Raw genomic sequence first — 20,963 nt, forward strand, 5'->3', positions numbered from 1 at the left:
CGCCCACCCCATAAAAATTTAACCCCGCGTTAACCCTACAGGCATTAAGCTGCACACCACCTGATAGCCATGTCCCTTGCGACCAACGCATGGCTTACCTCGAGTTTGGGAGCAGTCTTCTTGATAAGGTCTTACCTATTCCCCCTGCTGCTGTGCCTACCTCTGCTGCTGTCGGCTTGCGCAAGTAATGCGCCACGAGTCGAAGAGTATCAGGGGTTGCGCATAGACGAACTGCAACAACTGCCTGCCTGGTCTGAGCAGGCCCAGGGCAGTAATCTGACGTCGCTAAATCAGCTGATCGACAACACCACTCTGGATCAGCTGATTACAACCGCATTAGCCAATAATCCCAGCCTGCAGCAAACACTGCTTACGCTACAGATACGCCAGGCAGAGCAACGGCGCACCAATGGTGGCCGCTTACCCGCGCTGCAAGCCGGCTTTGCTGCTAACGACAGCGAAAACAACGACAGTAGCTACACCGGCTCGCTCAGCGTCAGCTGGCAAGTGGACCTGTGGCAAAAGATTGGCGACAGCGTAGCCGCTGCCGGTAAAGACGTGGCAGAACAACAGGCGCTGTACCAGGCCGCCCGTGACACCCTCGCTGGTGAAGTCATGCGCGGCTGGCTTGGCCTCATTGCCCAACAACATGCGGTCGCCATTGAGCAGCGCCGGCTCGACACGCTGGAGCGGAACGAGAGCTTCATTACCCAGCGCTACCGCAGCGGACTGGGCAGCCTCGAAGACCTGGATAGCGCACGCAGCTCGGCAGCAAGCAGCCGCGCCACCCTGAGTGCCAACCAGGAATCACTGGCTCAGCAGCAACGTGCGTTACAAGCGCTACTGGGCAGCAGCAGCCCCGTGGACGTCAGCGTTCCCGAAGGCTATCCCGGCGTGCTGACGCCCTTGGCTGACTTACCCGAGCAAAGTCTGGCGCGACGCCCAGACCTGCAGGCCGCCTGGCTGGCAATCCAGGCCAACGACCTGCGCACCAGCGTGGCTTACAAGGATATGCTGCCAACAATAAGTCTGCAGGCAACCCTGCAGGATATTGCCAGCTCACCTGGACAGGCTCTGTTGACCGATCCGGTATGGTCGCTGCTCGGCCAGCTTACCGCACCGCTTTACCAGGGCGGACAACTGCGCGCAGCCGCCGACATTGCAGAATTGACCACCGCGCAGAGCTATCAGGGTTACCGCGACACGCTGGTCACTGCTGTTACCGAAGTAGAGAACGCCTTGGGTCAGGAGCGCAGCCTGGCGCAACAGCAGGCGCATATCGAAACCGCACTGGCGCGCCAGCAGAACAACCTCACGCAATACCAGGAGCGCTACCGCAATGGCACTGCAACAGTGCTCGAACTGCTGATCGTTCAGCAACAGAGCTACAACCTTGAAGCGCAGCTCGACACCATCATCTACAACCGCCTGGCCAACCGAATCACCCTCGGGTTGGCGCTGGGTCTGGGAGCCAACCAATGATTCGCCGCAGCAAAGCCACCCTCATTTTTGTTGGCGCCGTGCTCACCATCGGCGCTGTGCTGATCTATAACCACTGGCGTTCAAGCGCTTTTGAAGCCAGCAAACAAGTCCCGATGGCGAGCGAGCCCGCAGTACGCCCCAGCGTTAACGTATTGCGCGTAGAACCAGGCCGCTATCAGGCACAAATGACCGGCTACGGCGCGACCAAGCCACGCTTTGAGCTAACGCTAAGTACGCAGGTCACCGGCCAGGTAAAACAGGTTGCCAGCGATTTTGAAGCCGGCAATCGAGTCAAGGCAGGGACCGTTCTGCTGGAGCTGGAAAACAGTGAGTATCGTGCGGCCTTGGCCAGTGCCGAAGAGTCCCTTGCCAAAGCCAAACTGGCACTGCTGCAGGAGCAACGCGAAGGTGTGCAGGCGCAGGCCGAATGGCGCGCCTCAGGGCTGGATGGCGAACCGGCCTCCGAACTGGTGCTGCGCCAGCCGCAACTGGCTGCCGCCAGGGCGACACTGAAAAACGCTGAAGCCAGCGTTACCCAGGCACGCCGCGATCTGGAGCAAACCCGCGTGAAAGCCCCCTTCGACGCACTGATAACCAGCCGCAGCGCGGCGCCTGGCAGTTACCTACAAACCGGCGGTGAAGTAGGCAGTTTACTCAGCACGGATCGACTGGAAGTCGCCATCGCCCTCTCCGCCCAGGATTGGGCCAGTCTGCCTGCACTAGAGCAGATGCGCGAAGCACAATGGCAAGTGAGTCTGCACAATGTAGAAAACAACCAGCACTGGCAGGCTACCGTAGTCAGAGCGGAACAAAGCCTGGATGAGACCACCCGCCAGCGCGCGCTGATAGTCGCGGTACAAAATCCGCTGGAGCAGGTACCCGAATTGTTACCGGGTACCTTTGTCGAGGCACGTATTCCCGGCCGCGAGATCGACAACCTGTGGAAGCTCCCTAGCTCCGCGCTCAGCCAGCGCGGCAATATCTGGTACGTGAGCGAGGAAAACGCATTAGTGAGTCTCGCAGTACAGCCGCTGTTCGCCGATGCGGAGGCCATTTATATTGCCGCCCCAGCGGCGATGCTGAACGCCGCGCAACAGATTCTGGTACACCCCCTCAGTAGTTACCTGGACGGTATGCAGGTTAACCCGGTGGAGGTGAGCAATGAGTGATTCGCTGCGTGGCGGCGGCATTATCGCCTGGTTTGCGCGTAACCCGGTCGCAGCCAATCTGCTGATGCTGCTGGTTATCGTACTCGGCATCATGTCCGTGGGCGATCTGCGCAAGGAAGCATTCCCGGCCCTTGAACCGGACAGCATCAACATTGGCATAACCTACGACAGCGGCTCGGCGACCCAGTCCGAAGAAGGGCTGGCGATCAAGATCGAAGACGCGCTGGAAGACGTGATTGGCATCAAAAGCATCACCAGCACTGCCAACGGCAGTGGCGCCAACGTCATCGTCGAGATGCAGTCTGACTATGACCTGGACTCACTCATGCGGGACGTGAAGAGCAAGGTCGATGCTATCTCCAACTTCCCCAGTGAGGCGAAAAAACCGGTCATCACCAAGGCGCAGCGTGAGTCTGATGCCCTGTCACTGCAACTCTATGGCGATACCGATCGCTACACCCTGCAAGCCCTGGCCGAATCACTGCGCTCGGACCTGTTGAGCAACCCCAACATCAGTCAGGTAAACCTCAACGGCTGGCTCGATCCGATGATGGCTATCGAGGTCAATGAGGCGCGCCTGCAAGCCTATGGACTGACCCTCAACGACGTTCAGCAAGCGATCAACCAGAACTCCTCCAGCACCTCCACAGCGGTATTGCGCAATGACAATCTTTATCTGCAGCTGAAAGCCTCCGAGCAGGCTTATCTGCAGGAGGATTTTGCCGCCCTGCCCTTGATCAACAGCACCACCGGCCGCCAATTGCTGCTCGGTGACGTCGCTACCATTCGCGATACTTACGACGACAACACCTCGGTGCTCTCCCGCTTCGCTGGTCACCAAAGCATTGGCCTGGAGATCATCAGCACTGGTCAGGACGACATCATCAACACCGTCGATGCCGCCTATGACGTGATTGCCGAGTGGCGTGATCAGGGCAAGCTACCCGCTGGCGTCGAACTCAGCAGTTGGCAGGACAGCAGCGAAAGTATCACCGATCGCCTGCGCCTGCTGGTCACTAACGCTGGCATGGGTATTTTGCTGGTCTTCGTGCTGCTGGCGTTGTTCCTCAACGTGCGCGTCGCCTTCTGGGTTGCCATGGGGCTGCCGTTCATTTTCTTCGGCACCTTGTACTTCATGGGCGAAAGTTACGCCGGCCTGTCACTGAATCAGTTCACCACCTTTGGCTTCATCATGGCGTTGGGTATTGTCGTGGACGACGCCGTCGTGGTGGGCGAGAGCGTCTATGCCGTACGTTCTGCCGAAGGCGATACCCTGGCCAATACGGTCAAGGGAACTATGCGCGTCGCGGTGCCAACACTCTTTGGCGTGTTTACCACCGTGGCGGCTTTCTACGCCCTGTCACAAATCAGCGGCGGCCTGGGCCAGCTCTATGCCCAGTTCGCGACCGTTGTCGCCATCTGTCTGGTGCTATCAGTCATCGAATCCAAACTGATCCTGCCGGCGCATCTGGCGCACCTCAATACCCATCGTCAACGCAGCAGCAACCGCGTTACCCGCGGCTGGCAGTGGCTGCAGAACGGCGCAGATAACGGCCTGAACTGGATTAACGACCGCTGCTATCGCCCGCTGATTGACTTCGCACTGACTCACCGCTATGCCGTAATCCTGCTCTTCGTCGCACTCTTTCTGCTGGTCATGGCCATGCCTTTCAACGGCAGCGTGCGCATGAGCTTCTTTCCCGAGATTCCGGGTGATCGCGTGCGAGCGCAGGTCAGCATGCTCAACGATGCGAGCTACGGGCAAACCCATGCCGCGCTCAACCAACTGGAGCAGCAGGCCTATGCGGTTGATCGTGAGCTGATCGGCAATGCCGATACGCCAAGCAATATCGCCAACCTGCAAGTTATGTCGTCTTCCGATCAGGAGGGTCAGGTAACCGTAGAGCTAGCAGATGATGCCAGTTACGACGTCGGCACCTTTACCCGGCGCTGGCGGGCCATGGCCGGCAACCCGGAAGGCGTGAAGACGATTAACGTGCGCAGCCGTTACGGCTCCGTTGATGCCCTGCGTATTGAACTGCGCGCCAACGATGACAGCATCCTGACACAGGCCGGAGAACAGCTGAAAAATAGCCTGGAGGCGATCCCGGCAGTCAACGGCATCAGCGACAACCTGACACCCGGACAGCCGCAGCTGCATCTGAAGCTCACCCAACAGGGTCGCGCCCTGGGCATGACCACCGACCAATTGGCAACGCAGTTGTTTCAGGCCTTTAGCGGGCAGGTAGTACAGCGCTATCAGCGCAATAGCGACGAGATCGAGGTCAAGGTGCGCTACCCGGAAAGCGATCGCCAGAATCCGGCCAACGTACTCAACTCGCGGGTTCGCACACCCGACGGCGCTGTGGTGCCGCTGTCCAGCGTGGCCAGCGTGAGTTATGGCTTTACCCGTGACAGCATTACGCGTATCGACGGCAAACGCGCGGTGTACCTTTCTGCCGATGTCGACAAGGAGCAACTATCCTCTACCGAGCTGGTAAGTCGACTGCGGGCAACCCTGGTCCCCGAGCTGGAGCGGCAGTTTCCAGGCCTGGACATTCAGTTCGCTGGCGAGGCCGAGGAGCAGGCGGAAACGCAGTCATCGATGCTGAACGTATTCCTGATCGCCATGCTGGTGATCTACATGCTGCTGGCCATTCCATTGCGCTCCTATATACAGCCAGTGCTGATCATGACGGCGATCCCTTTTGGCGTGGTGGGCGCCATACTCGGGCATTGGTTCAACGATTTATCGCTCGGCATTCTCTCACTCAACGGCATCATCGCCCTCAGTGGCGTGGTGGTGAATGACAGCCTGCTGTTAGTCGCCCGTTACAACGACATCAAGCAAACCGCGGGCTCACTCACCGAGGCTATCAGCGAGGCTTGTCGCAGCCGTCTGCGCGCAGTACTGCTGACCTCGGCAACCACCTTCGCCGGGCTGGTACCGCTGCTGGGCGAAACCTCGCGGCAGGCGCAGTTCCTGATTCCAGCGGCGGTGTCACTGGCCTACGGCATTCTGTTTGCCACCGTTATCACCCTGATCCTGATACCCGCGCTGTTGCTGATCCAGGAGGATGCCACCCAGTGGCTGCGCCGACGCTTCAGAGGGCAACCTGCTGCCGAGGAGCCGTCAACGCCATGCTAGATATCCTATTGGTAGAAGATGACCAGGACCTCGCCGCAACCCTGGTGCAGTATCTGGCGCTGGAGAGTATCCGCTGCGATCATGCCAGCAACGGCGTCAGCGGCCTGGAACTGGCGCAGCAGCATGATTACGACGCGCTACTGCTGGACCTCAACCTGCCACGCATGGACGGCCTCAGTGTCTGCCAGCGCCTGCGCAACCAGGGTAATGACACGCCCATTTTGATGCTCACCGCACGTGACCAGCTAGCCGACAAGCTCGACGGTTTCAACGCCGGCACTGATGACTTTCTGGTCAAGCCGTTTGAGCTGCAGGAGCTGGTCGTGCGCGTCAAGGCACTGGCGCGCCGCCGCAGCGGCCAGGCGCGAGTGCTGCGCTGCGCCGACCTGAGCATGGACCTGGCTAGCCGACAGGCAAGTCGCGCCGGCCAAGCTGTAAAACTATCTCCCATTGGTTGGCAACTGCTGGAAGTGCTGTTGCGCGAATATCCGCATACCGTGAGCCGGCAAAAGCTGGAAGAGGCCGTCTGGGGCGATGAACTACCCGACAGCAACAGCCTCAAAGTCCATATGTTCCACCTGCGCAAGGCGCTAAACAGCCCCTTCCCAACGGCTTTGCTGCATACAGTTCCAGGACACGGCTTTGTCTTACATGAAAGTACTGAAGATGCGCCAGATCAGCCTTAAGTGGTTCGTTGCGCTGGCGTTCCTGTCACTCGGCATTCTGCTGGTCGTTGGCTACACCATGCTGTCGCTGAATTACTTCGTCAATGGCATGGATACCGCCATCGGGCGCAATATGGAAAAGGTCGCCCAGAGTTATCTAACCGATCCTGCCACCGCCGCTCAGCTGTTCGACGACTATCCCGTCACCAGCCGCTGGGGCGAGCAGCCGCAGACAATCCAGCGTGCCTTCGCACAGCCACCTGCGCGTGAGGGCGTGCTCTACAAAGAACTGGATCAGCCCAACTTCCTGGGCCGCCCCAGCGCAGTCTTTTTTGCGTTGCGTTTTACCACGCCTGGCGGAGATCGCTTCATGAGCTATCAGATCATCGCCGGCCAGGTGCCTCGGCTATTGACTCAGCATCGCGGCAGCTTCCGCACCCTGATGTGGATTAGCCTGGGTAGCGCACTCACCCTGGGATTGCTGATCTGGTTGGTAATGCGTCGCGTGTCTCGCCCGATTACAGCTCTGGGTAACTGGGCGCGCGCGCTGAACGAGCGCACGCTGAATAACCCGGCACCGAATTTCAACTATCCCGAACTCAACGATTTTGCCGAGCTGGTGCGCACCAGTCTGTCATCCGCACAACGTGGGCTGGAGCGCGAGCATCGCTTTTTGCGGCATACCAGTCACGAACTGCGCACGCCCATCAGCGTGGTGCGCAACAACGTAGAGCTGCTAAGCAAATTGCAGGAAGCCAGCGGCCAACAGATCGATCTGCGCCAGCTACAGGCCATCGAGCGCATCGACCGCGCCAGCCAAACCATGCAGCACCTGACCGAAACCCTGTTGTGGCTGAGCCGCGACAATCTGGACACCCTGCCGGCCAGGCCGGTCCAGCTGGATATGCTGGTGCAGGAACTGGTAGAGCAAATGCGTTATTTACTGCGTGGCAAAGATGTGGACGTGCAAATCACGACCGATCCCCACAGTATCCAGCTGGCAGAAGCGCCTGCTCGTATTGTACTAGGCAACCTGATTCGCAACTCCTTTCAGCACTGCAGCGAAGGCGACGTCAGCATCGTGCAGCAGCAAAACTGCGTACGCGTGAGCAACAGTGTTTCCCCGGAAGTAGATGAACACAGGGAAGATCTTGGCTTTGGCCTGGGCTTACAACTGACCACTCAACTCACCGACAAACTCGGCTGGCGCTATCAGAATCAGCAGCAGGAGCAACGGCAGATTGCCGAACTCTGGCTACAACCACTGCAGCGCTGAGCTGAAGACTGATCAGCCACCGCGCAGATAGCGGTGGTATAACAGCGCCATCACAGCGGTCAGCGTCGCCGGTAAGAATAGTGCCTGAAAATGCAGTGCAGAAAAGGCCAGCGCACCCAGGCAGCCGCCAAGGATAAAGCCACCGATTAACAGCAGAAACAGGGTCGCCTTGCGCCGATCAATCGCCTGACCACGCAGGCGCGCCCCCAACATCAGCCCCAAATCGGTAAATAGACCGGAAACGTGCGTGGTACGAATGATCGCGCCGCTATAGGTGGTTACCATCGCATTCTGCAAGCCGCAGGCCGCTGAGGCCAGATAGTGACCAGCCACACTATTGTGCTGCAGCGCCAGCATCGCCAGCAGTAACAGGGCGGTTTCCAATAGCAGCGCCAACCGTAGCGCCGCCCCGGCTGCAGCGCACTGCTATCGATCAGAAAGCCACTGAGCGCCGCACCCACAACAAAACTGAGTATCACCAGCAGCAGGTGCACACTGGACAACACATCCAATTGCGCCATGCCCAGCCCCAACAGCGTTGACGTGCCGGTAAGGTGCGAGACCGCCTGATGGCTGAACCCCAGCAGCCCGACCGCATTAACGCTGCCGGCAGTAAAGGCCAGGGTAAAGGCACCAGTCTCAACCCAAGGTGGCAATCTCGAAATCACAGGCTTAGCTCCCCCACCCAAAAGTCCCATCTTACCGCCAGATGCGGACCTTGCGGGGCTTTCTGCGGCCAGCCGTCGCAAGACATGGATATCAAGCAGCAACTGCGGTTAGAATCGCTGTTTTTCGCCAAACAACAGGATTAGAACATGGGTCGCGCCTATCAGAACCGCAAAGAGTCCATGGCCAAAACGGCTGATGCCAAAACCAAGGTCTACAGCAAGTACGCGCGTGAGATTTTCGTCACCGCCAAATCAGGTGGTTTTGACCCCGACGGCAATCTGGCGTTGCGCGGCCTGATTGATCGTGCCAAGAAAGATCAAGTCCCCAGTCACGTAATCGACAAGGCGATCGATAAAGCCAAGGGCGGTGGCGGCGAAGACTTTTCCAAGGCGCAGTATGAAGGCTTCGGTCCTGGCAACTGCATGGTGATAGTCGACTGCCTGACCGACAACCCCAACCGTACCTTTGCCGACGTGCGCAACTGCTTCACCAAGACCAAAAGCAAGATCGGTACCGAAGGCAGCGTTAGCCACATGTTCGATCATTGCGCGATTCTGGCGTTCAAGGGCGATGACGAAGAAGCCACGCTGGAAGCGCTGATGATGGCCGACGTCGACGTGACCGACATCGAGAACGAAGACGGCCTGATCACCGTATTTACCCCGAGCACCGAATACTTCAAGGCCAAGCAAGCCCTGACCGATGCCTTGGGTGAAGTGGACTTTGAAGTGGACCTGATCCAGTTTCTGCCGCAAATCACTACCGAGATCAGCGGTGAGGATGTGGCCATGTTCGAGAAGTTTACCGACATGCTGAACGAGCTGGACGACGTGCAAAACATCTACCACAACGCCGAGTTCTGATCTGCCAGGGCGCTGCCATGCAGCGCCCGCTTAAGTCTGCGACCGCAACAACAGCAACAGCCCCATTGCTGTGAGTGACAAGAGTAACAACGCCCCGCTCTTCAATTTCATAACCTACTCCTGACCCGCACTGGCTCTCAATGGCTCGCTTTCAGCTCTATCCAGCTGCTTGCGCTCTTCACGCAACACATCCATTCGCTCCTTCAGTCCCTGCTTCTCATCGCCTTCGGCTTGCTTGGCCTGTTGCTCCAGCGCTTCCATGATCTCGGCTAGTTCAGCCTTGCGCTGCTGTAGTTGCTGCGCCAGTTCAGCCTTGTCAAATAGCACTTTCTCCGCAATTTTTTCAGGCTCCACAGCCGATGAGGCGGCGGGCCGCTGACGCGCGGGAGCAGGAATAAAGCTGTAACCGGCATCAACCGGGCGTTGATTCATGATGGTCGCCGACATGATCTCGATACCAGCGCCATGTAACTGATCAAGAATTGCCTTGTGCAGCTTGGAGCGCGCCGTGATCAAGCCCTTGGCCTCCGGCAGCACCCCGGAGATTCGATAGGTAATGGCAAAATTGCCCAACTCCAGTATCTGCACAAAAGCATCATCGAGCTTACTGCTCTCTGCCGCCTTGATCAGCAGAGGCTCGACTTGTGCGTGGTTTACGTCGTAACCCAAGGACAGAGACGCCGATACCAGCGCCCCTGCACTGCGCAGGGCCGATACTGGATTATTGGTCAGGTAGGTATTGGGCAACGCAATCAACTCGCCGGTCTCGGACTGAATCTCGGTATCAAATAAACCGCGTTCGGCTACGCGGCCAAAATGCGTACCGACCGAGATGAAATCGCCGATCACAAAAGGTTTGGTGATGCGCAGCAGTATGCCGGCAGCCAGATTGGCGAAAATATTACTGGAGGAAAACGCGAACACGCCTGAGACCAGCAAACCCAGCAGAGCAATGATTTGATTGCGCGAGCCCTCACTGACCGGTAACGCCAGAATCACTGCAACCAGGCCGACCAGGGTCAACCCAAGCATGATCAGCTGCCGCGAAAACAACTTTTCGTTGCCCAACCCACCATGCCGACGAATCAGCAGATAATCTGCACTCCAGAGCGCCAAGCCTACCACCAGCAGGGTTTCCAGCAGGGGTATGACATTGGCCAAGCTATCCATCACATCGAGCAACACCTGCACAGTCACCTCACCTCTTATCTGATCCGTTGCCGGCATGGCCGGGATAATACTTCTGCGCATCCGCACGCCGGTATTGTTGAAATACTGCCACTTCCCAGGGGCGAATAGCGAGAATCATACTGACGCCATAACGCTGCTCCAGCGGCAACGCCAAGTCTTCCTGGTGACTATGGCGAAACTCCAGAGCCAAACGGCGCAATTTCTGTTGCATGGCCTCGTTGCTGCGCGGCGACAGCATGCCGTTGAGAAAAAGACGCAACTCACCCGGCCGATTAAAATGACACTGAAAGAAGTCTGCCTGCACCTGCGATTCAAAAAAGCGCTGGATGGGGCCATTCTTTTGCCAGTTGAAGTCATGGGTAATCAGCGGCTTTATGCGATTACCCGGTAGCAGTTCGATCAACCCCATACGATCGAGTCGCGCCAGTTTGCTGATCGCCTCCGGCTCGCTCAAGGCATAGTTTTCCAGCATTTGCCGCAGACTCCAACGATTCAATGCGCAGATGGCCACCAGCAACAGCTTGCTGTCGGACACCAGTTCCTGCTCTTGCTCTAACGCCAACGCATCAATACACAGATCGTGCTCCAAGCGTCGCACCAGGTCACTTATCTCCAGGCCCAATAGCGCACAGACGCGGTCCAGCCGCTGCAATGAGAACTGCCGTTCAGCAAACAGGCGCTTGACGCTAGCCTCTGACAGCGCCAGCGCCTGCGCCACCTGCAGATAGGTAACGCCTTGCTCTTTAAGCAGTTTCTTCAATACATCAATGATCGCCGTCGTTTGCGCCATATACGCACATTCTCCTGAGCACAGAAAAGTATCGCCCAGTAATACCCAAAGCGCTCTTCATTGCAACTTTTGTGGTTTATCTCGCGACTCGGTAGCAACTAATGCACATTGCTTTCCAGCGGCGACAAACCTGCCGCACTCAATCAATACGAGGTAGCAAGCAATGGAAAGCGAGATCAACAGTAACTCCAGTGGCTGGGTATTTTTCGTCAAGGTGTCTTTTGCGGTTGCCTTGCTGGCCACCGGAGCGGGCGTGGTCTTCGCACCCACCGACCTGCTGGTCAAAGGTTACATGGCCGTCTGCGCGCTGTTTCTGGTCAGCACCACTATCACCCTGTCAAAAACCATGCGCGATGAGCATGAGGGCAAGCGTATTCACAACCGTATTTCCGACGCCCGCGCCCAACAACTATTGAAAGAATATACGGAGTAACCCCTATGACTATTTGGCGAAAAGTAGGCACCCTGTTCCGCGCTCAGGCTCAGGAACCCCTGGAACATCTGGTTGATGCCAACGCACTGCGCATCATGGAACAGGAGCTGCGCGATACCGAGCAGGCCATGCTGCGGGCAAAACGTGAGCTGGCCTGTCTGATGGCCAGCAGCAAGCAATTACAGCGCAGCAACCAACAGCTGGCCGATGAACTGATAGCCCGCGAAGCACAGGCCCAACAGGCCATGACACGCGATGAGGCCGGGCTCGCCTATGAGCTGGCCGAGTGGATTGCCGAGCACGAAAACCAGTTACAACAGCAGCGCCAACAAGCCGAACACCTGCAACGACAGGAGACTCAGCTACGCCATCGTTTGCGCGAGGCCGCGCAGTTGCACCAGAGCTACCGCAGAGAGTTGCAGCTGGCGCGCGCCAATCGCAATGCCGAGCAGGTACTCAACAACCTCGGCGGCCACACCCAGGGCCTACAAACACACATGGGGGATCTGGCCAGCTCGCTGGAGCGCATTCGCCGCCAGCAGTCCAGCTTCAGCGACGTCGACAATGCCATGCGTACACTGCAGCAGGAAGACGACGGCAGTGCGCTGGACGCACGTCTGCAACAGGCCGGCATCAATACCGGAAGAAGCGACGCCAACAGCGTACTGTCCAGGCTGCGCGCCACAACTGAACTGCGCACAAATAGCTGAAAGCAGCGCAAAGCTGGCGACGATCATCGTCGCCAGCAATCCATAAGTTATTTATTCAACAAACACAGATTAAAGATATTTAACCTATTCTTAGAACAGTGCCAGAGTATCCCAACACCCACTGGAGCTACCCTGATGAATATCTTTAAAGCCCTTTCTGCAACCCTGCTGCTGAGCTATGCCGCTCTGCTGCAGGCCTCACCGCCAGTCACTGCGCTGCGCCTGTCGCTGATCCCTACCGCCGAATCCAGCGGTGCCCCGGAAGCACTCACAGTCAGTGGCGGACGCTGGTTGCAAGAGCGCAATCTGGTGCACAACGCGATGCTGATTGAACATCCCCAAGGGCGCTTTCTATTTGATACCGGACTGGGTCGAGAAACCGACGCGGCTTTCGCCCACAACAATTGGATCAACCGCAAGCTCCTTGCCTACCGCCACCTTGACCCCGCGCGCGATCAACTAGAGAAAGCCGGATACACAATCAACGATATCGACTTCATCATCCCCAGCCACCTGCATTGGGACCACGTAGGCGGCCTACCAGACTTCCCCGGAATTCAGGTCAAGATACTGCCCGGAGCTCTGGAAGAGGCACGTGAACATGGCATGCCTCCAGCCTTCCTGGTCGAGCAACTGGCTGGCGAACGGGACTGGTATATCCTCCAGCTGGAAGATATGCCCTATCAGGGATTCCCACGCAGCCTGGATCTATTCAACGACCAGCGTCTGATTCTGGTCGACCTGAGTGGGCATACAGCGGGTCAGGTTGGTCTGTTCGTCAACCTGGATTCAGGCAAGCGTCTATTTCTGATTGGCGATACCAGCTGGACGCTACGCGGGGTTGAAACCAACCAAACCAGGCCCTCAGTTGTGCAGTGGACCAGCCACGTTGACAGTGACCCTGAACAAAACCGCCGCCAGCTGGCGCTCATTCACCAACTACAGAACCGTGATCCAGAGCTGATCATAGTGCCGGCCCATGATGAGTTTGTCGCCGCAACACTGGCACACTTCCCAACCTTTGAAGACTAAGCCGAGGAAAATACCATGGACCTGCGCAGCCTCCGCTACTTCTGCGCCGCAGCTGAGCTAGGCAGCCTGACTGCCGCAGCTGAACACTGCCACGTAGCACAGCCGTCGATCTCCAATGCAGTAGCGCAACTAGAGTTTGAATTTACGCTGAGGCTATTCAGCCGCAGCAAAAAGGGAGTCGCCCTGACGCCAGAAGGGCAGCACTTTTACCAGGCAGCGACGCAACTACTGAGTAACGCAGAGCAAATGGCGCAACGCTTCAAGCGCCCCACTCTGGCTAGTCTGTCTCTGGGCATCAGCCACCAGCTGGCTAGTCGGGACAGCGGTTATCTGCTGCAGCTGGTCGCCAATAATCTGCAGGACTATCGCCTGCAAGTACGGGTTAACCCCACGTCGCCACCAGACCTTTGGATTACCAGTGCGCGGCAGGCACCGAAAGGCTATGGTTTCATAACGCTGCTGGAACAGGAATACCAACTCTTGCTGCCTCGCGGCTGGCCGGTAAGTCACCCGCTCGACCTGAACGAAGCGCTGGATTACAGTTGGATTGATCGACTCGATTGTGAATTACGCGCAGCCTTCATATCCCACGTGCCTGGCCTCGCAGAGCGTTGCACACTGCAGGTCGATACCGAGGACCTGGCTTTAAGCCTGGTGCAACACCGCCAGGGCGCCACCGTCATGGCCGTCAGCGACGATATCGATGAACTGATTCCAGCAATCCAGCACTTCTCACTGAGCGGCTTGATACCTGAAGACTTACGCCTGCGGCAACTGGGCTTGGCCTACTCGCCGGGGCTGGAGCAGACGATTAGCCACGCCTTTAACTAAGGCCAATCAATCGAGCTTACAGCCGTCCGCGCACCGAGCACGAAACCGGCGAGCAGCAAAATGGCGGTAGCCCCAGTCCAGCAAGGGCGTGAGGTGCAGCAGTTGCACCAGTTTCCCCAACCAGCGCCAACCGGGCAGCTCTCGCCAGATCACCTTGAATCCAGCGACACCGAGCTGCCAACGACCTTCAATATCGCGCACATGCAGCACCTGCATGGCGTCAGTCATGGCAATGCCAAACTCATCCAGCCGCGCTGGCTCAGCAACGATGTCCAGCCAGTCTATCCGATGCTGCTGGTCAAGCCGCTGGTAGTGAGCGATCTCGCGTCGGCATAGCGGGCAGCCGCCATCGTACAACACCACAGGTCGCGTCATTGTCATTGCTCCATCGGTAACCGCAGAGTCTATGAGTGTGCCAGAAAGCAGGGCGAGATGTCGCTGCACACTGCAGTCTCATCATCGATGCAATAGCTAGCGCCAGCCTGAAACCCTGCTGTCCTGGATCAAGACGAGTGTGCATTGCAGCGCTATCAGTCAGACTTTTTGCTAATAACAAAGCCAACGTAAAGTCATCTATTTGCAAGCTGACTCATCTACACTAGAGCGATGAACAAACCAGCTGGCAAGTCCGATCCCATCTTTAAGGCCGCTCGCAAACAGGTCAGCAAGGTGCTTGCGCCCCTTACGCCGGGTGAGGCGCCTGATGCCGAAGCGATTCATGCGATCCGCGTATGCAGCAAGAAATTGCGTGCGCTACTGCAGCTTTATCGCCCCGGCAATGCCAAGGCCGACATAAAGCAGGTAGAACAACTGCTAAAACAACTTGCCAATTCCTATGCCGGGCTACGCGACGCGCACGTGCAGGAAAAAACCCTGGGCCGCCTGGTCAGTAACCTGCCCGCCGATGATCAAGCGCCTATGCAGCCGCTGTTCGATTACTTTGCTCAAGCAAACCATCAGGCCAACGAACAGATCAATCCCATAGACGCCCACACTGGCTTTGCCGAGGTACTCGAACAATGGGCAGAGCTGCTGCGTTTGCAGCACCGTTCAGATCCAGCCAAGGGTCTCGACTACAGCTACCGTCGAGCAAGAAAGTTGGCACTCGAGGCGCACCAAACTGGCGAAGACGATACTTACCACCAGTGCCGAAAGTGGACCAAATATTACCTCTATCAGGCTCAGTTGCTATGCGACCGCAAAGCCGCGAAAGCAAGCATCAAAGCACTCAAACAGCTGGGTGAGCTGTTGGGGCAGTTTCAGGACCACTGTGTGCTGGAAGACAGCCTGCTCAATGGCACGCTAGCAGCATGCGAGCTTGAAGCCGCCAGCCAGCAGGCACTGCAGGCTATAGAGCAGCAGAAATCACATGACAAGGAAAAAGCCAGGCAACTGTTCGAGCAGCTCTATCAGCAGCCGCACGTGCCGTTGAAATGCTGAACCCCTGAGTTTGCAGGCAACTGCAAAGATTATGCTTCCCGAACGGCAAGCTATGCGGTGAAATAAGCTCCCAGATAAAAAACGGCAGGGACGAGACAATGGATTGGCGCGGCAGAAGACAGAGCAACAACGTAGAGGACCGTCGCGGACAGAATATCCAACGTGCCAGTGGCGGCGGCGCAGCCCTATTACTGGTGCGCTTTCTGCCGATGCTGCTGCGTAGCAAGACCGGGCGTATTGTGCTCATTCTCGGTGTACTGGCGGTCTTTGGTGCCAAAATGCTGGGGTTCGATGTACTACCCATGCTGCTGGGAAGCGGGAGTCAAACGGTAAGCCAAAGCCCGCGCGAGTTCAGCCCGCAGGAACAGGAGCTGGCCCAGTTTGTATCGGTGGTACTGGCTGATACCGAAACCACCTGGAACGCGCTATTCAGCGCCGCCGGTAAAACCTATCAGGAGCCTCGCCTGGTGCTGTTTTCCAATCGCGTCAATTCCGCGTGCGGCACCGCCAGCTCGGCGGTTGGCCCGTTTTATTGCCCCGGCGACAATCAAGTCTATCTGGATCTCGCGTTCTTTAACGACATGCGCCAGCAGCTCGGCGCGCCCGGTGACTTTGCGCAGGCTTACGTCATCGCTCACGAAGTCGGCCATCACGTGCAGAACCTGCTGGGCATCAGCCAGAAAGTACGTCAGGCCGGCGAGGGTAAATCGCAGACAACCGTCAACGCACTGTCGGTAAAGCAGGAACTGCAAGCGGACTGTTTTGCCGGAATCTGGGGCCATGTTGCCAATCGTCAACGCCAACTACTCGACCCGGATGACCTGGAAGAGGCGCTCACCGCAGCATCAGCTATTGGCGATGATCGGCTACAGCGCCAGGCTGGCCAGGATGTGGTGCCCGATAGCTTCACTCACGGCAGCTCTGCGCAACGTGTTAAATGGTTCAAGCGCGGCTTTGAGTCGGGCAGCATGGCTGACTGCGACACCTTCTCAGCTGCCAATTAGCACCCTCAAGTCTTGATAGGGGCGCCGCGCCAGGCGTCCCAACGCGCGTTAACCCAAAGCGATAGCGCGATCACGACCGAGCCAGCCCCCAGGCGCAACAAATCCGCGTCGTGGTTCCAGATAACCAGATTGACTACCAACCCAGCGGGCACCAGCGCGTTGTTCATCACCCCGAGCGTACCCGCGTCGACCTGCGCTGCGCCGCGATTCCAGAAGAAAAACCCCAGCCCCGACGCGGCAACTCCCAGCCAGACCAGCACGCCCCACTGCACACTGGTGTGCGGCATACGACTGTGATCACCGAGGAACAGCCAGGCTGGCAGCACCACCATAAAAGCGCCGATAAAAAACAAACCAAAGCCCTGCCACTGGTTGCGCGGAGTCAGTTGGTAGCGGCGCACCATGTGCGCGTAACCCACCTGCCCCGCTGCAAAAGTCAGATTAGCCAGCTGCATAATCAGAAAACCACGGATAAAGCTGTCACTCAGCCCGTCGTAACGGATGATGCCGGCGCCCACCACGGCAATACTCGCCGCCACCAAGGGACCGAGACTCAAACGCCGACGTATCAGGTTATCCACCAGCGCAATGTGCAGCGGCGTGAAGATAGTAAACAGCAGCACTTCCGGCACAGAAATGTATTCGAAAGATAGGTACAGGCAGATGTAGGTAACACCGAACTGCAAGGCACCCACCAACAGCAGGCCACCAATCATCGGTCGCGGCAAGGCACGCAGGCGCAGCAGCGGCAGAAACAGCAGGCTCGCCAGTGCGGTGCGCGTTAGCACGGAAAAATAGCTATCGACCTGACCGGCGAGATATTCGCCGATCAGGCTGAACGAGAGCGCCCACAATAAGGTAACGGCAATAAGAAAAGGCATGATATCCCGTGGAAAAAAACGCGAGTATAACGGCCTGCCGCGCGGACGCGTAGCCAATGAACCAGCAATTACCCTGGCAGCCAGACTATTTGCGCGCTAAATTATCACTCTCTGACGTATTCGCTCACCCACTCACAGGACTTTTCATGCCCCAATCAGACGCCTGCCCGGAGCTGATGCTGGACAATCAGCTGTGCTTTGCCCTGCACTCCACCTCGCTGCTAATGACCAAGGTGTACAAGCCGCTGCTCAAGGCATTGGCGCTGACCTATCCTCAGTACCTGGCCATGTTGGTGCTATGGGAGAACGACGGTATCACCGTCGGCGATATCAGCAAACGACTACTCACCGATCCGGGCTCGCTTACTCCCCTGCTCAAGCGCCTGGAAGCCGAAGGCCTGCTCAAGCGTCAGCGCAGCAAGCAAGACGAACGTGTGGTAGAGCTGCACTTGACCGATGCGGGCCACGCACTGAAAGAGCAAGCCAAAGCGGTGCCACGCTGCATCGTTGACGCAGCGGATCAATCACTGGACGAACTGGTAACACTGCGTGACCAGCTACTCAAGCTGCGCACCTCGCTACAGCGTAGCCTTGAAGGCTGACTTGCAAGCGTATTAGCCGCACCACAAGACCACTCAAGCAAGTACACAGAATAGACACTGCAATTTATCTTGCGCACAAGATAAATGGCGAGTAGATTAGCTTTTTAGTTAGCGCGCAATAATTATTCGCGCAATTAAAATTAGCTGAATATCACGCAGGAGATTGTCCATGTCTATTGAGAACGTTGTATATCGTGCCTATGCAGAAGCTACCGGCGGTCGTGATGGTCGCGCCATTTCATCCGACGGCGTGCTGGATGTTGAGCTGAGCACACCAAAAGAACTCGGCGGGGCTGGCGGCCAAGGCACTAACCCCGAACAGCTATTTGCTGCTGGTTATTCCGCCTGCTACATCGGTGCGATGAAGTTCGTTGCCGGCCGGGACAAGCTCGCCATGCCAGCCGATGCCTCAGTTGAAGGCGTTGTAGGTATTGGCCAGATCCCCAACGGCTTTGGCATCGAAGTTGAGCTGCGTATCAGCCTGCCGGGCATGGATGATGAGCAAGCGAGCCAACTGATCGAGCGCGCGCATCAGGTATGCCCCTACTCCAACGCCACCCGTGGCAATATCGACGTCACCCTGACTCGAGTTTAAGCGTCCGCCGCGACTCCATAGCCCGGCCAGGGCTGTGGAGCCAGTTGCAGCGAGAGGGTAAAGGCGAAGATGAGGCTGTTACTGAATGCCTAAAGCAGCTTGGACGCCAGCAGACTGGCCGCAGCAACGATAAAACCGACCGCAATCAGTACCAGCAGACCATCCCTTGCCACCAAGGCTAGCCCGAGAATAGCTAACGCCAGGCCGACTATTGACGATGAAAAAGGCACCAGCTCGAGAAAGGGCAAGCCTGCTGCTACCGTCACACATAAACCGGCCAGCAGATAGGAAGAGGAAGGATGCATCATAAAGCTAAGGCGCGGCTTGATCAGACGATCAATGCGCCGAGCGCCTGGCTTGACCCAATCAATCGCCTTAAGCAGCTTTTGCTGCGGCACTGAACGATTGAGAATGAAGGCTGGCAACCAGAAGTTCTTGCGGCCGATCAGCATCTGCACCGCAATCAGCATCACAAACAAACCCGCAAAAACAGCCATGCCCGGAATGCCGCTCAGTGGCGAAAACAGCGTGACCCCGATAACCAGCAAAAGCGGACCAAAGGAGCGGCTACCCACCGACTCCACCACCTGACGCATATAAATGCGCTGCTGATCACCGGCCAGACCAGCTATCTGATCCAGCATCTGCTCAAGATTTTGGGGTGATTCCGGCACCAGTGCGACTCCTGCAAAAGCCCGGCTTGTGCGCCGGGCCTTCCTCACATCAAAGCGGCTTACCGCGATTACCATGGGCAGCCACAAACTGCTGCACATCGGCAAGGCTATTGGGTAGCACGGTACACCGCTCGTCGCGCTCAAACAGATCGCTCAAATGCAGCGGCAGTTGCAGTTCCTGACCGACGCCAGCTTCACGCACCGCATCCGGGAATTTGACCGGGTGGGCGGTGCCTAGCGTGATCATAGGGATGCTCAACGAACGCCGGCACTCACGCGCAGCGTGCACGCCAATCGCAGTGTGCGGATCAAGCAACTCACCGCAGTCGCTATAGACGCTGGCGATAGTTGCGCAGGTCTGCTCGTCATCAACCGCCAGGGAATCAAATAGTTTGCGGGCTTCTGTCCAGCGATCATCCTCAACCGACAGCTTACCGGTCTGCTTGAACTCATTCAGCAGATCAGCCACCAGCGCGCCATTACGGCCGTGCAGATCAAACAACAGACGCTCAAAGTTCGACGACACCATGATATCCATCGAGGGTGACAGCGACGGATGCAACGTGTCCTTGTTGTAGGCGTTGCCGCTCATGAAGCGGTGCAGAATGTCGTTGCGGTTGGTCGCCACAATCAACTGACTGATCGGTAGCCCCATATTGCGCGCCAAATAACCGGCAAAAATGTCGCCAAAGTTACCAGTAGGGACAGAGAACGCCATAGAGCGAGCCGGCCCGCCCAGCTGCAGGGCAGCGTGAAAGTAGTAGACGATCTGCGCCATGATGCGCGCCCAGTTGATCGAGTTGACCGCAACCAGGCGAGTCCCCTTGAGGAAGCCCTGATCGGCAAAGCTGGCCTTGATCATTTCCTGGCAGTCATCGAAGTTGCCTTCAATGGCGATGTTATGAATGTTATCGCCCTTGATGGTGGTCATCTGACGACGCTGTACTTCGGATACGCGGTTGTGCGGATGCAGAATAAAAATATCTACATTCTCGCAGCGGCGGCACCCTTCAATCGCAGCTGAGCCGGTATCACCCGAGGTAGCCCCCATGATAACGACGCGCTCGCCACGCTTTTGCAAAAAGTAATCAAGCATGCGGCCGAGCAGCTGCAGGGCAAAATCCTTGAACGCCAGCGTTGGGCCGTGAAACAGTTCAAGCACCCACTCATTGCCATTCAACTGGCGCAGCGGTGCAACCGACTGATGCTCAAAGACACCGTAGGTTTCCTGCAGAATCTGTTTGAAGTCAGCATCCGGAATGCTGCCACTGACAAACGGGCGCATCACATTGAACGCCAGCTCGTGGTAGGGCAAGTCAGCCCAGGAGGCAATTTGCTCTTGGGTAAAACGTGGCAGGTTCTCAGGAACGTAGAGACCACCATCAGAGGCCAGACCGGCCAGCAAAACATCTTCAAAGTTAAGGGCCGGAGCCTGGCCGCGAGTGCTGATATAGCGCATTGCAAAACCCTTCAGGTTTTAGCCTGAAGCTTAAAGCTAGAAGCTAGAA

Annotated in this window: 20 protein-coding genes and 1 pseudogene; 14 read left to right on the plus strand and 7 right to left on the minus strand. The window is 57.3% G+C overall.

Annotated elements, in window-relative coordinates:
• Positions 1 to 120: 120 nt before the first annotated feature.
• Genes H4J77_RS02795 through H4J77_RS02815 form a run of 5 tightly spaced genes read left to right on the plus strand, consistent with a single transcriptional unit; the run spans position 121 to position 7,740 of the window.
• A complete protein-coding gene (locus tag H4J77_RS02795) occupies positions 121 to 1,482 on the plus strand; it encodes a TolC family protein (protein ID WP_220469226.1) in 1,362 nt (453 codons plus the stop codon).
• On the plus strand, positions 1,479 to 2,651 hold the full coding sequence (locus tag H4J77_RS02800; RefSeq protein ID WP_123888577.1) for an efflux RND transporter periplasmic adaptor subunit: 1,173 nt from the start codon (positions 1,479 to 1,481) through the stop codon (positions 2,649 to 2,651). Before H4J77_RS02795 ends, H4J77_RS02800 begins: the two co-directional genes overlap by 4 nt.
• Positions 2,644 to 5,799 (plus strand): efflux RND transporter permease subunit, encoded by a 3,156-nt coding sequence (locus tag H4J77_RS02805; protein WP_182246928.1) that lies wholly within the window; start codon positions 2,644 to 2,646, stop codon positions 5,797 to 5,799. Before H4J77_RS02800 ends, H4J77_RS02805 begins: the two co-directional genes overlap by 8 nt.
• Complete coding sequence (locus H4J77_RS02810; protein WP_182246930.1) at positions 5,793 to 6,485, plus strand: response regulator transcription factor; 693 nt, start codon at positions 5,793 to 5,795, stop codon at positions 6,483 to 6,485. The genes H4J77_RS02805 and H4J77_RS02810 overlap by 7 nt, the downstream gene beginning before the upstream one ends.
• Positions 6,451 to 7,740, plus strand: a complete 1,290-nt coding sequence (locus H4J77_RS02815) for a HAMP domain-containing sensor histidine kinase (protein WP_182246932.1) — start codon at positions 6,451 to 6,453, stop codon at positions 7,738 to 7,740. The genes H4J77_RS02810 and H4J77_RS02815 overlap by 35 nt, the downstream gene beginning before the upstream one ends.
• 12 nt (positions 7,741 to 7,752) lie before the next feature.
• Here H4J77_RS02815 and H4J77_RS20285 read toward each other — a convergent pair.
• Positions 7,753 to 8,438: pseudogene (locus H4J77_RS20285) on the minus strand (YoaK family protein).
• A 117-nt stretch (positions 8,439 to 8,555) separates the two neighbouring features.
• Between H4J77_RS20285 and H4J77_RS02825 the strand changes: the two are divergent.
• Entirely contained in the window at positions 8,556 to 9,272 is a 717-nt protein-coding gene (locus tag H4J77_RS02825) for a YebC/PmpR family DNA-binding transcriptional regulator (protein WP_123888573.1), read from the plus strand.
• Between the two features lie 114 nt (positions 9,273 to 9,386).
• Here H4J77_RS02825 and H4J77_RS02830 read toward each other — a convergent pair whose 3' ends face one another.
• Complete coding sequence (locus H4J77_RS02830; RefSeq protein WP_220469229.1) at positions 9,387 to 10,523, minus strand: mechanosensitive ion channel family protein; 1,137 nt, start codon at positions 10,521 to 10,523, stop codon at positions 9,387 to 9,389.
• A complete protein-coding gene (locus H4J77_RS02835; RefSeq protein WP_182246934.1) occupies positions 10,471 to 11,253 on the minus strand; it encodes a helix-turn-helix transcriptional regulator in 783 nt (260 codons plus the stop codon). The genes H4J77_RS02830 and H4J77_RS02835 overlap by 53 nt, the downstream gene beginning before the upstream one ends.
• 163 nt (positions 11,254 to 11,416) lie before the next feature.
• On the opposite strand from H4J77_RS02835, the gene H4J77_RS02840 reads away from it, so the two are divergent.
• The 4 genes from H4J77_RS02840 to H4J77_RS02855 all read left to right on the plus strand — a co-directional run bounded on the left by H4J77_RS02840 (position 11,417) and on the right by H4J77_RS02855 (position 14,259).
• A complete protein-coding gene (locus tag H4J77_RS02840) occupies positions 11,417 to 11,686 on the plus strand; it encodes a YiaA/YiaB family inner membrane protein (protein ID WP_182246936.1) in 270 nt (89 codons plus the stop codon).
• 5 nt (positions 11,687 to 11,691) lie between these two features.
• A complete protein-coding gene (locus H4J77_RS02845; protein WP_182246938.1) occupies positions 11,692 to 12,396 on the plus strand; it encodes a PspA/IM30 family protein in 705 nt (234 codons plus the stop codon).
• Between the two features lie 135 nt (positions 12,397 to 12,531).
• The gene (locus tag H4J77_RS02850) at positions 12,532 to 13,428 is read left to right on the plus strand and encodes an MBL fold metallo-hydrolase (RefSeq protein ID WP_182246940.1); all 897 of its coding nucleotides are present in this window, start codon (positions 12,532 to 12,534) and stop codon (positions 13,426 to 13,428) included.
• Positions 13,429 to 13,443: 15 nt separating this feature from the next.
• Positions 13,444 to 14,259: a LysR family transcriptional regulator gene (locus H4J77_RS02855; protein WP_182246942.1), complete on the plus strand. Its 816-nt coding sequence runs from the start codon at positions 13,444 to 13,446 to the stop codon at positions 14,257 to 14,259.
• Between the two features lie 6 nt (positions 14,260 to 14,265).
• Here H4J77_RS02855 and H4J77_RS02860 read toward each other — a convergent pair whose 3' ends face one another.
• Positions 14,266 to 14,634 carry a thiol-disulfide oxidoreductase DCC family protein gene (locus tag H4J77_RS02860; protein WP_220469230.1) on the minus strand — a complete coding sequence of 123 codons (369 nt, stop codon included), beginning with the start codon at positions 14,632 to 14,634 and terminating at the stop codon, positions 14,266 to 14,268.
• Positions 14,635 to 14,865: 231 nt separating this feature from the next.
• Here H4J77_RS02860 and H4J77_RS02865 point away from each other — a divergent pair, with 231 nt between their 5' ends.
• Both H4J77_RS02865 and H4J77_RS02870 read left to right on the plus strand, forming a co-directional pair.
• On the plus strand, positions 14,866 to 15,699 hold the full coding sequence (locus tag H4J77_RS02865) for a CHAD domain-containing protein (RefSeq protein WP_123888566.1): 834 nt from the start codon (positions 14,866 to 14,868) through the stop codon (positions 15,697 to 15,699).
• Between the two features lie 98 nt (positions 15,700 to 15,797).
• Entirely contained in the window at positions 15,798 to 16,703 is a 906-nt protein-coding gene (locus H4J77_RS02870) for a neutral zinc metallopeptidase (protein ID WP_182246946.1), read from the plus strand.
• 5 nt (positions 16,704 to 16,708) lie between these two features.
• Here the strand turns inward: H4J77_RS02870 and H4J77_RS02875 are convergent, their stop codons facing one another.
• Positions 16,709 to 17,584 carry an EamA family transporter gene (locus H4J77_RS02875; protein ID WP_182246948.1) on the minus strand — a complete coding sequence of 292 codons (876 nt, stop codon included), beginning with the start codon at positions 17,582 to 17,584 and terminating at the stop codon, positions 16,709 to 16,711.
• 146 nt (positions 17,585 to 17,730) lie between these two features.
• Here H4J77_RS02875 and H4J77_RS02880 point away from each other — a divergent pair, with 146 nt between their 5' ends.
• On the plus strand, positions 17,731 to 18,186 hold the full coding sequence (locus H4J77_RS02880; protein ID WP_123888563.1) for a MarR family winged helix-turn-helix transcriptional regulator: 456 nt from the start codon (positions 17,731 to 17,733) through the stop codon (positions 18,184 to 18,186).
• A gap of 169 nt (positions 18,187 to 18,355) precedes the next feature.
• A complete protein-coding gene (locus tag H4J77_RS02885) occupies positions 18,356 to 18,781 on the plus strand; it encodes an organic hydroperoxide resistance protein (RefSeq protein WP_123888562.1) in 426 nt (141 codons plus the stop codon).
• An 89-nt stretch (positions 18,782 to 18,870) separates the two neighbouring features.
• Here the strand turns inward: H4J77_RS02885 and H4J77_RS02890 are convergent, their stop codons facing one another.
• Both H4J77_RS02890 and thrC read right to left on the minus strand, forming a co-directional pair.
• Positions 18,871 to 19,455 carry an exopolysaccharide biosynthesis protein gene (locus H4J77_RS02890; RefSeq protein WP_182246950.1) on the minus strand — a complete coding sequence of 195 codons (585 nt, stop codon included), beginning with the start codon at positions 19,453 to 19,455 and terminating at the stop codon, positions 18,871 to 18,873.
• A gap of 49 nt (positions 19,456 to 19,504) precedes the next feature.
• Complete coding sequence (gene thrC, locus H4J77_RS02895) at positions 19,505 to 20,914, minus strand: threonine synthase (RefSeq protein WP_182246952.1); 1,410 nt, start codon at positions 20,912 to 20,914, stop codon at positions 19,505 to 19,507.
• Between the last annotated feature and the right edge of the window lie 49 nt (positions 20,915 to 20,963).

It is taken from the genome of Pseudomonas sp. 5Ae-yellow (assembly GCF_014077575.1).
Taxonomy (GTDB): domain Bacteria; phylum Pseudomonadota; class Gammaproteobacteria; order Pseudomonadales; family Pseudomonadaceae; genus Halopseudomonas; species Halopseudomonas neustonica.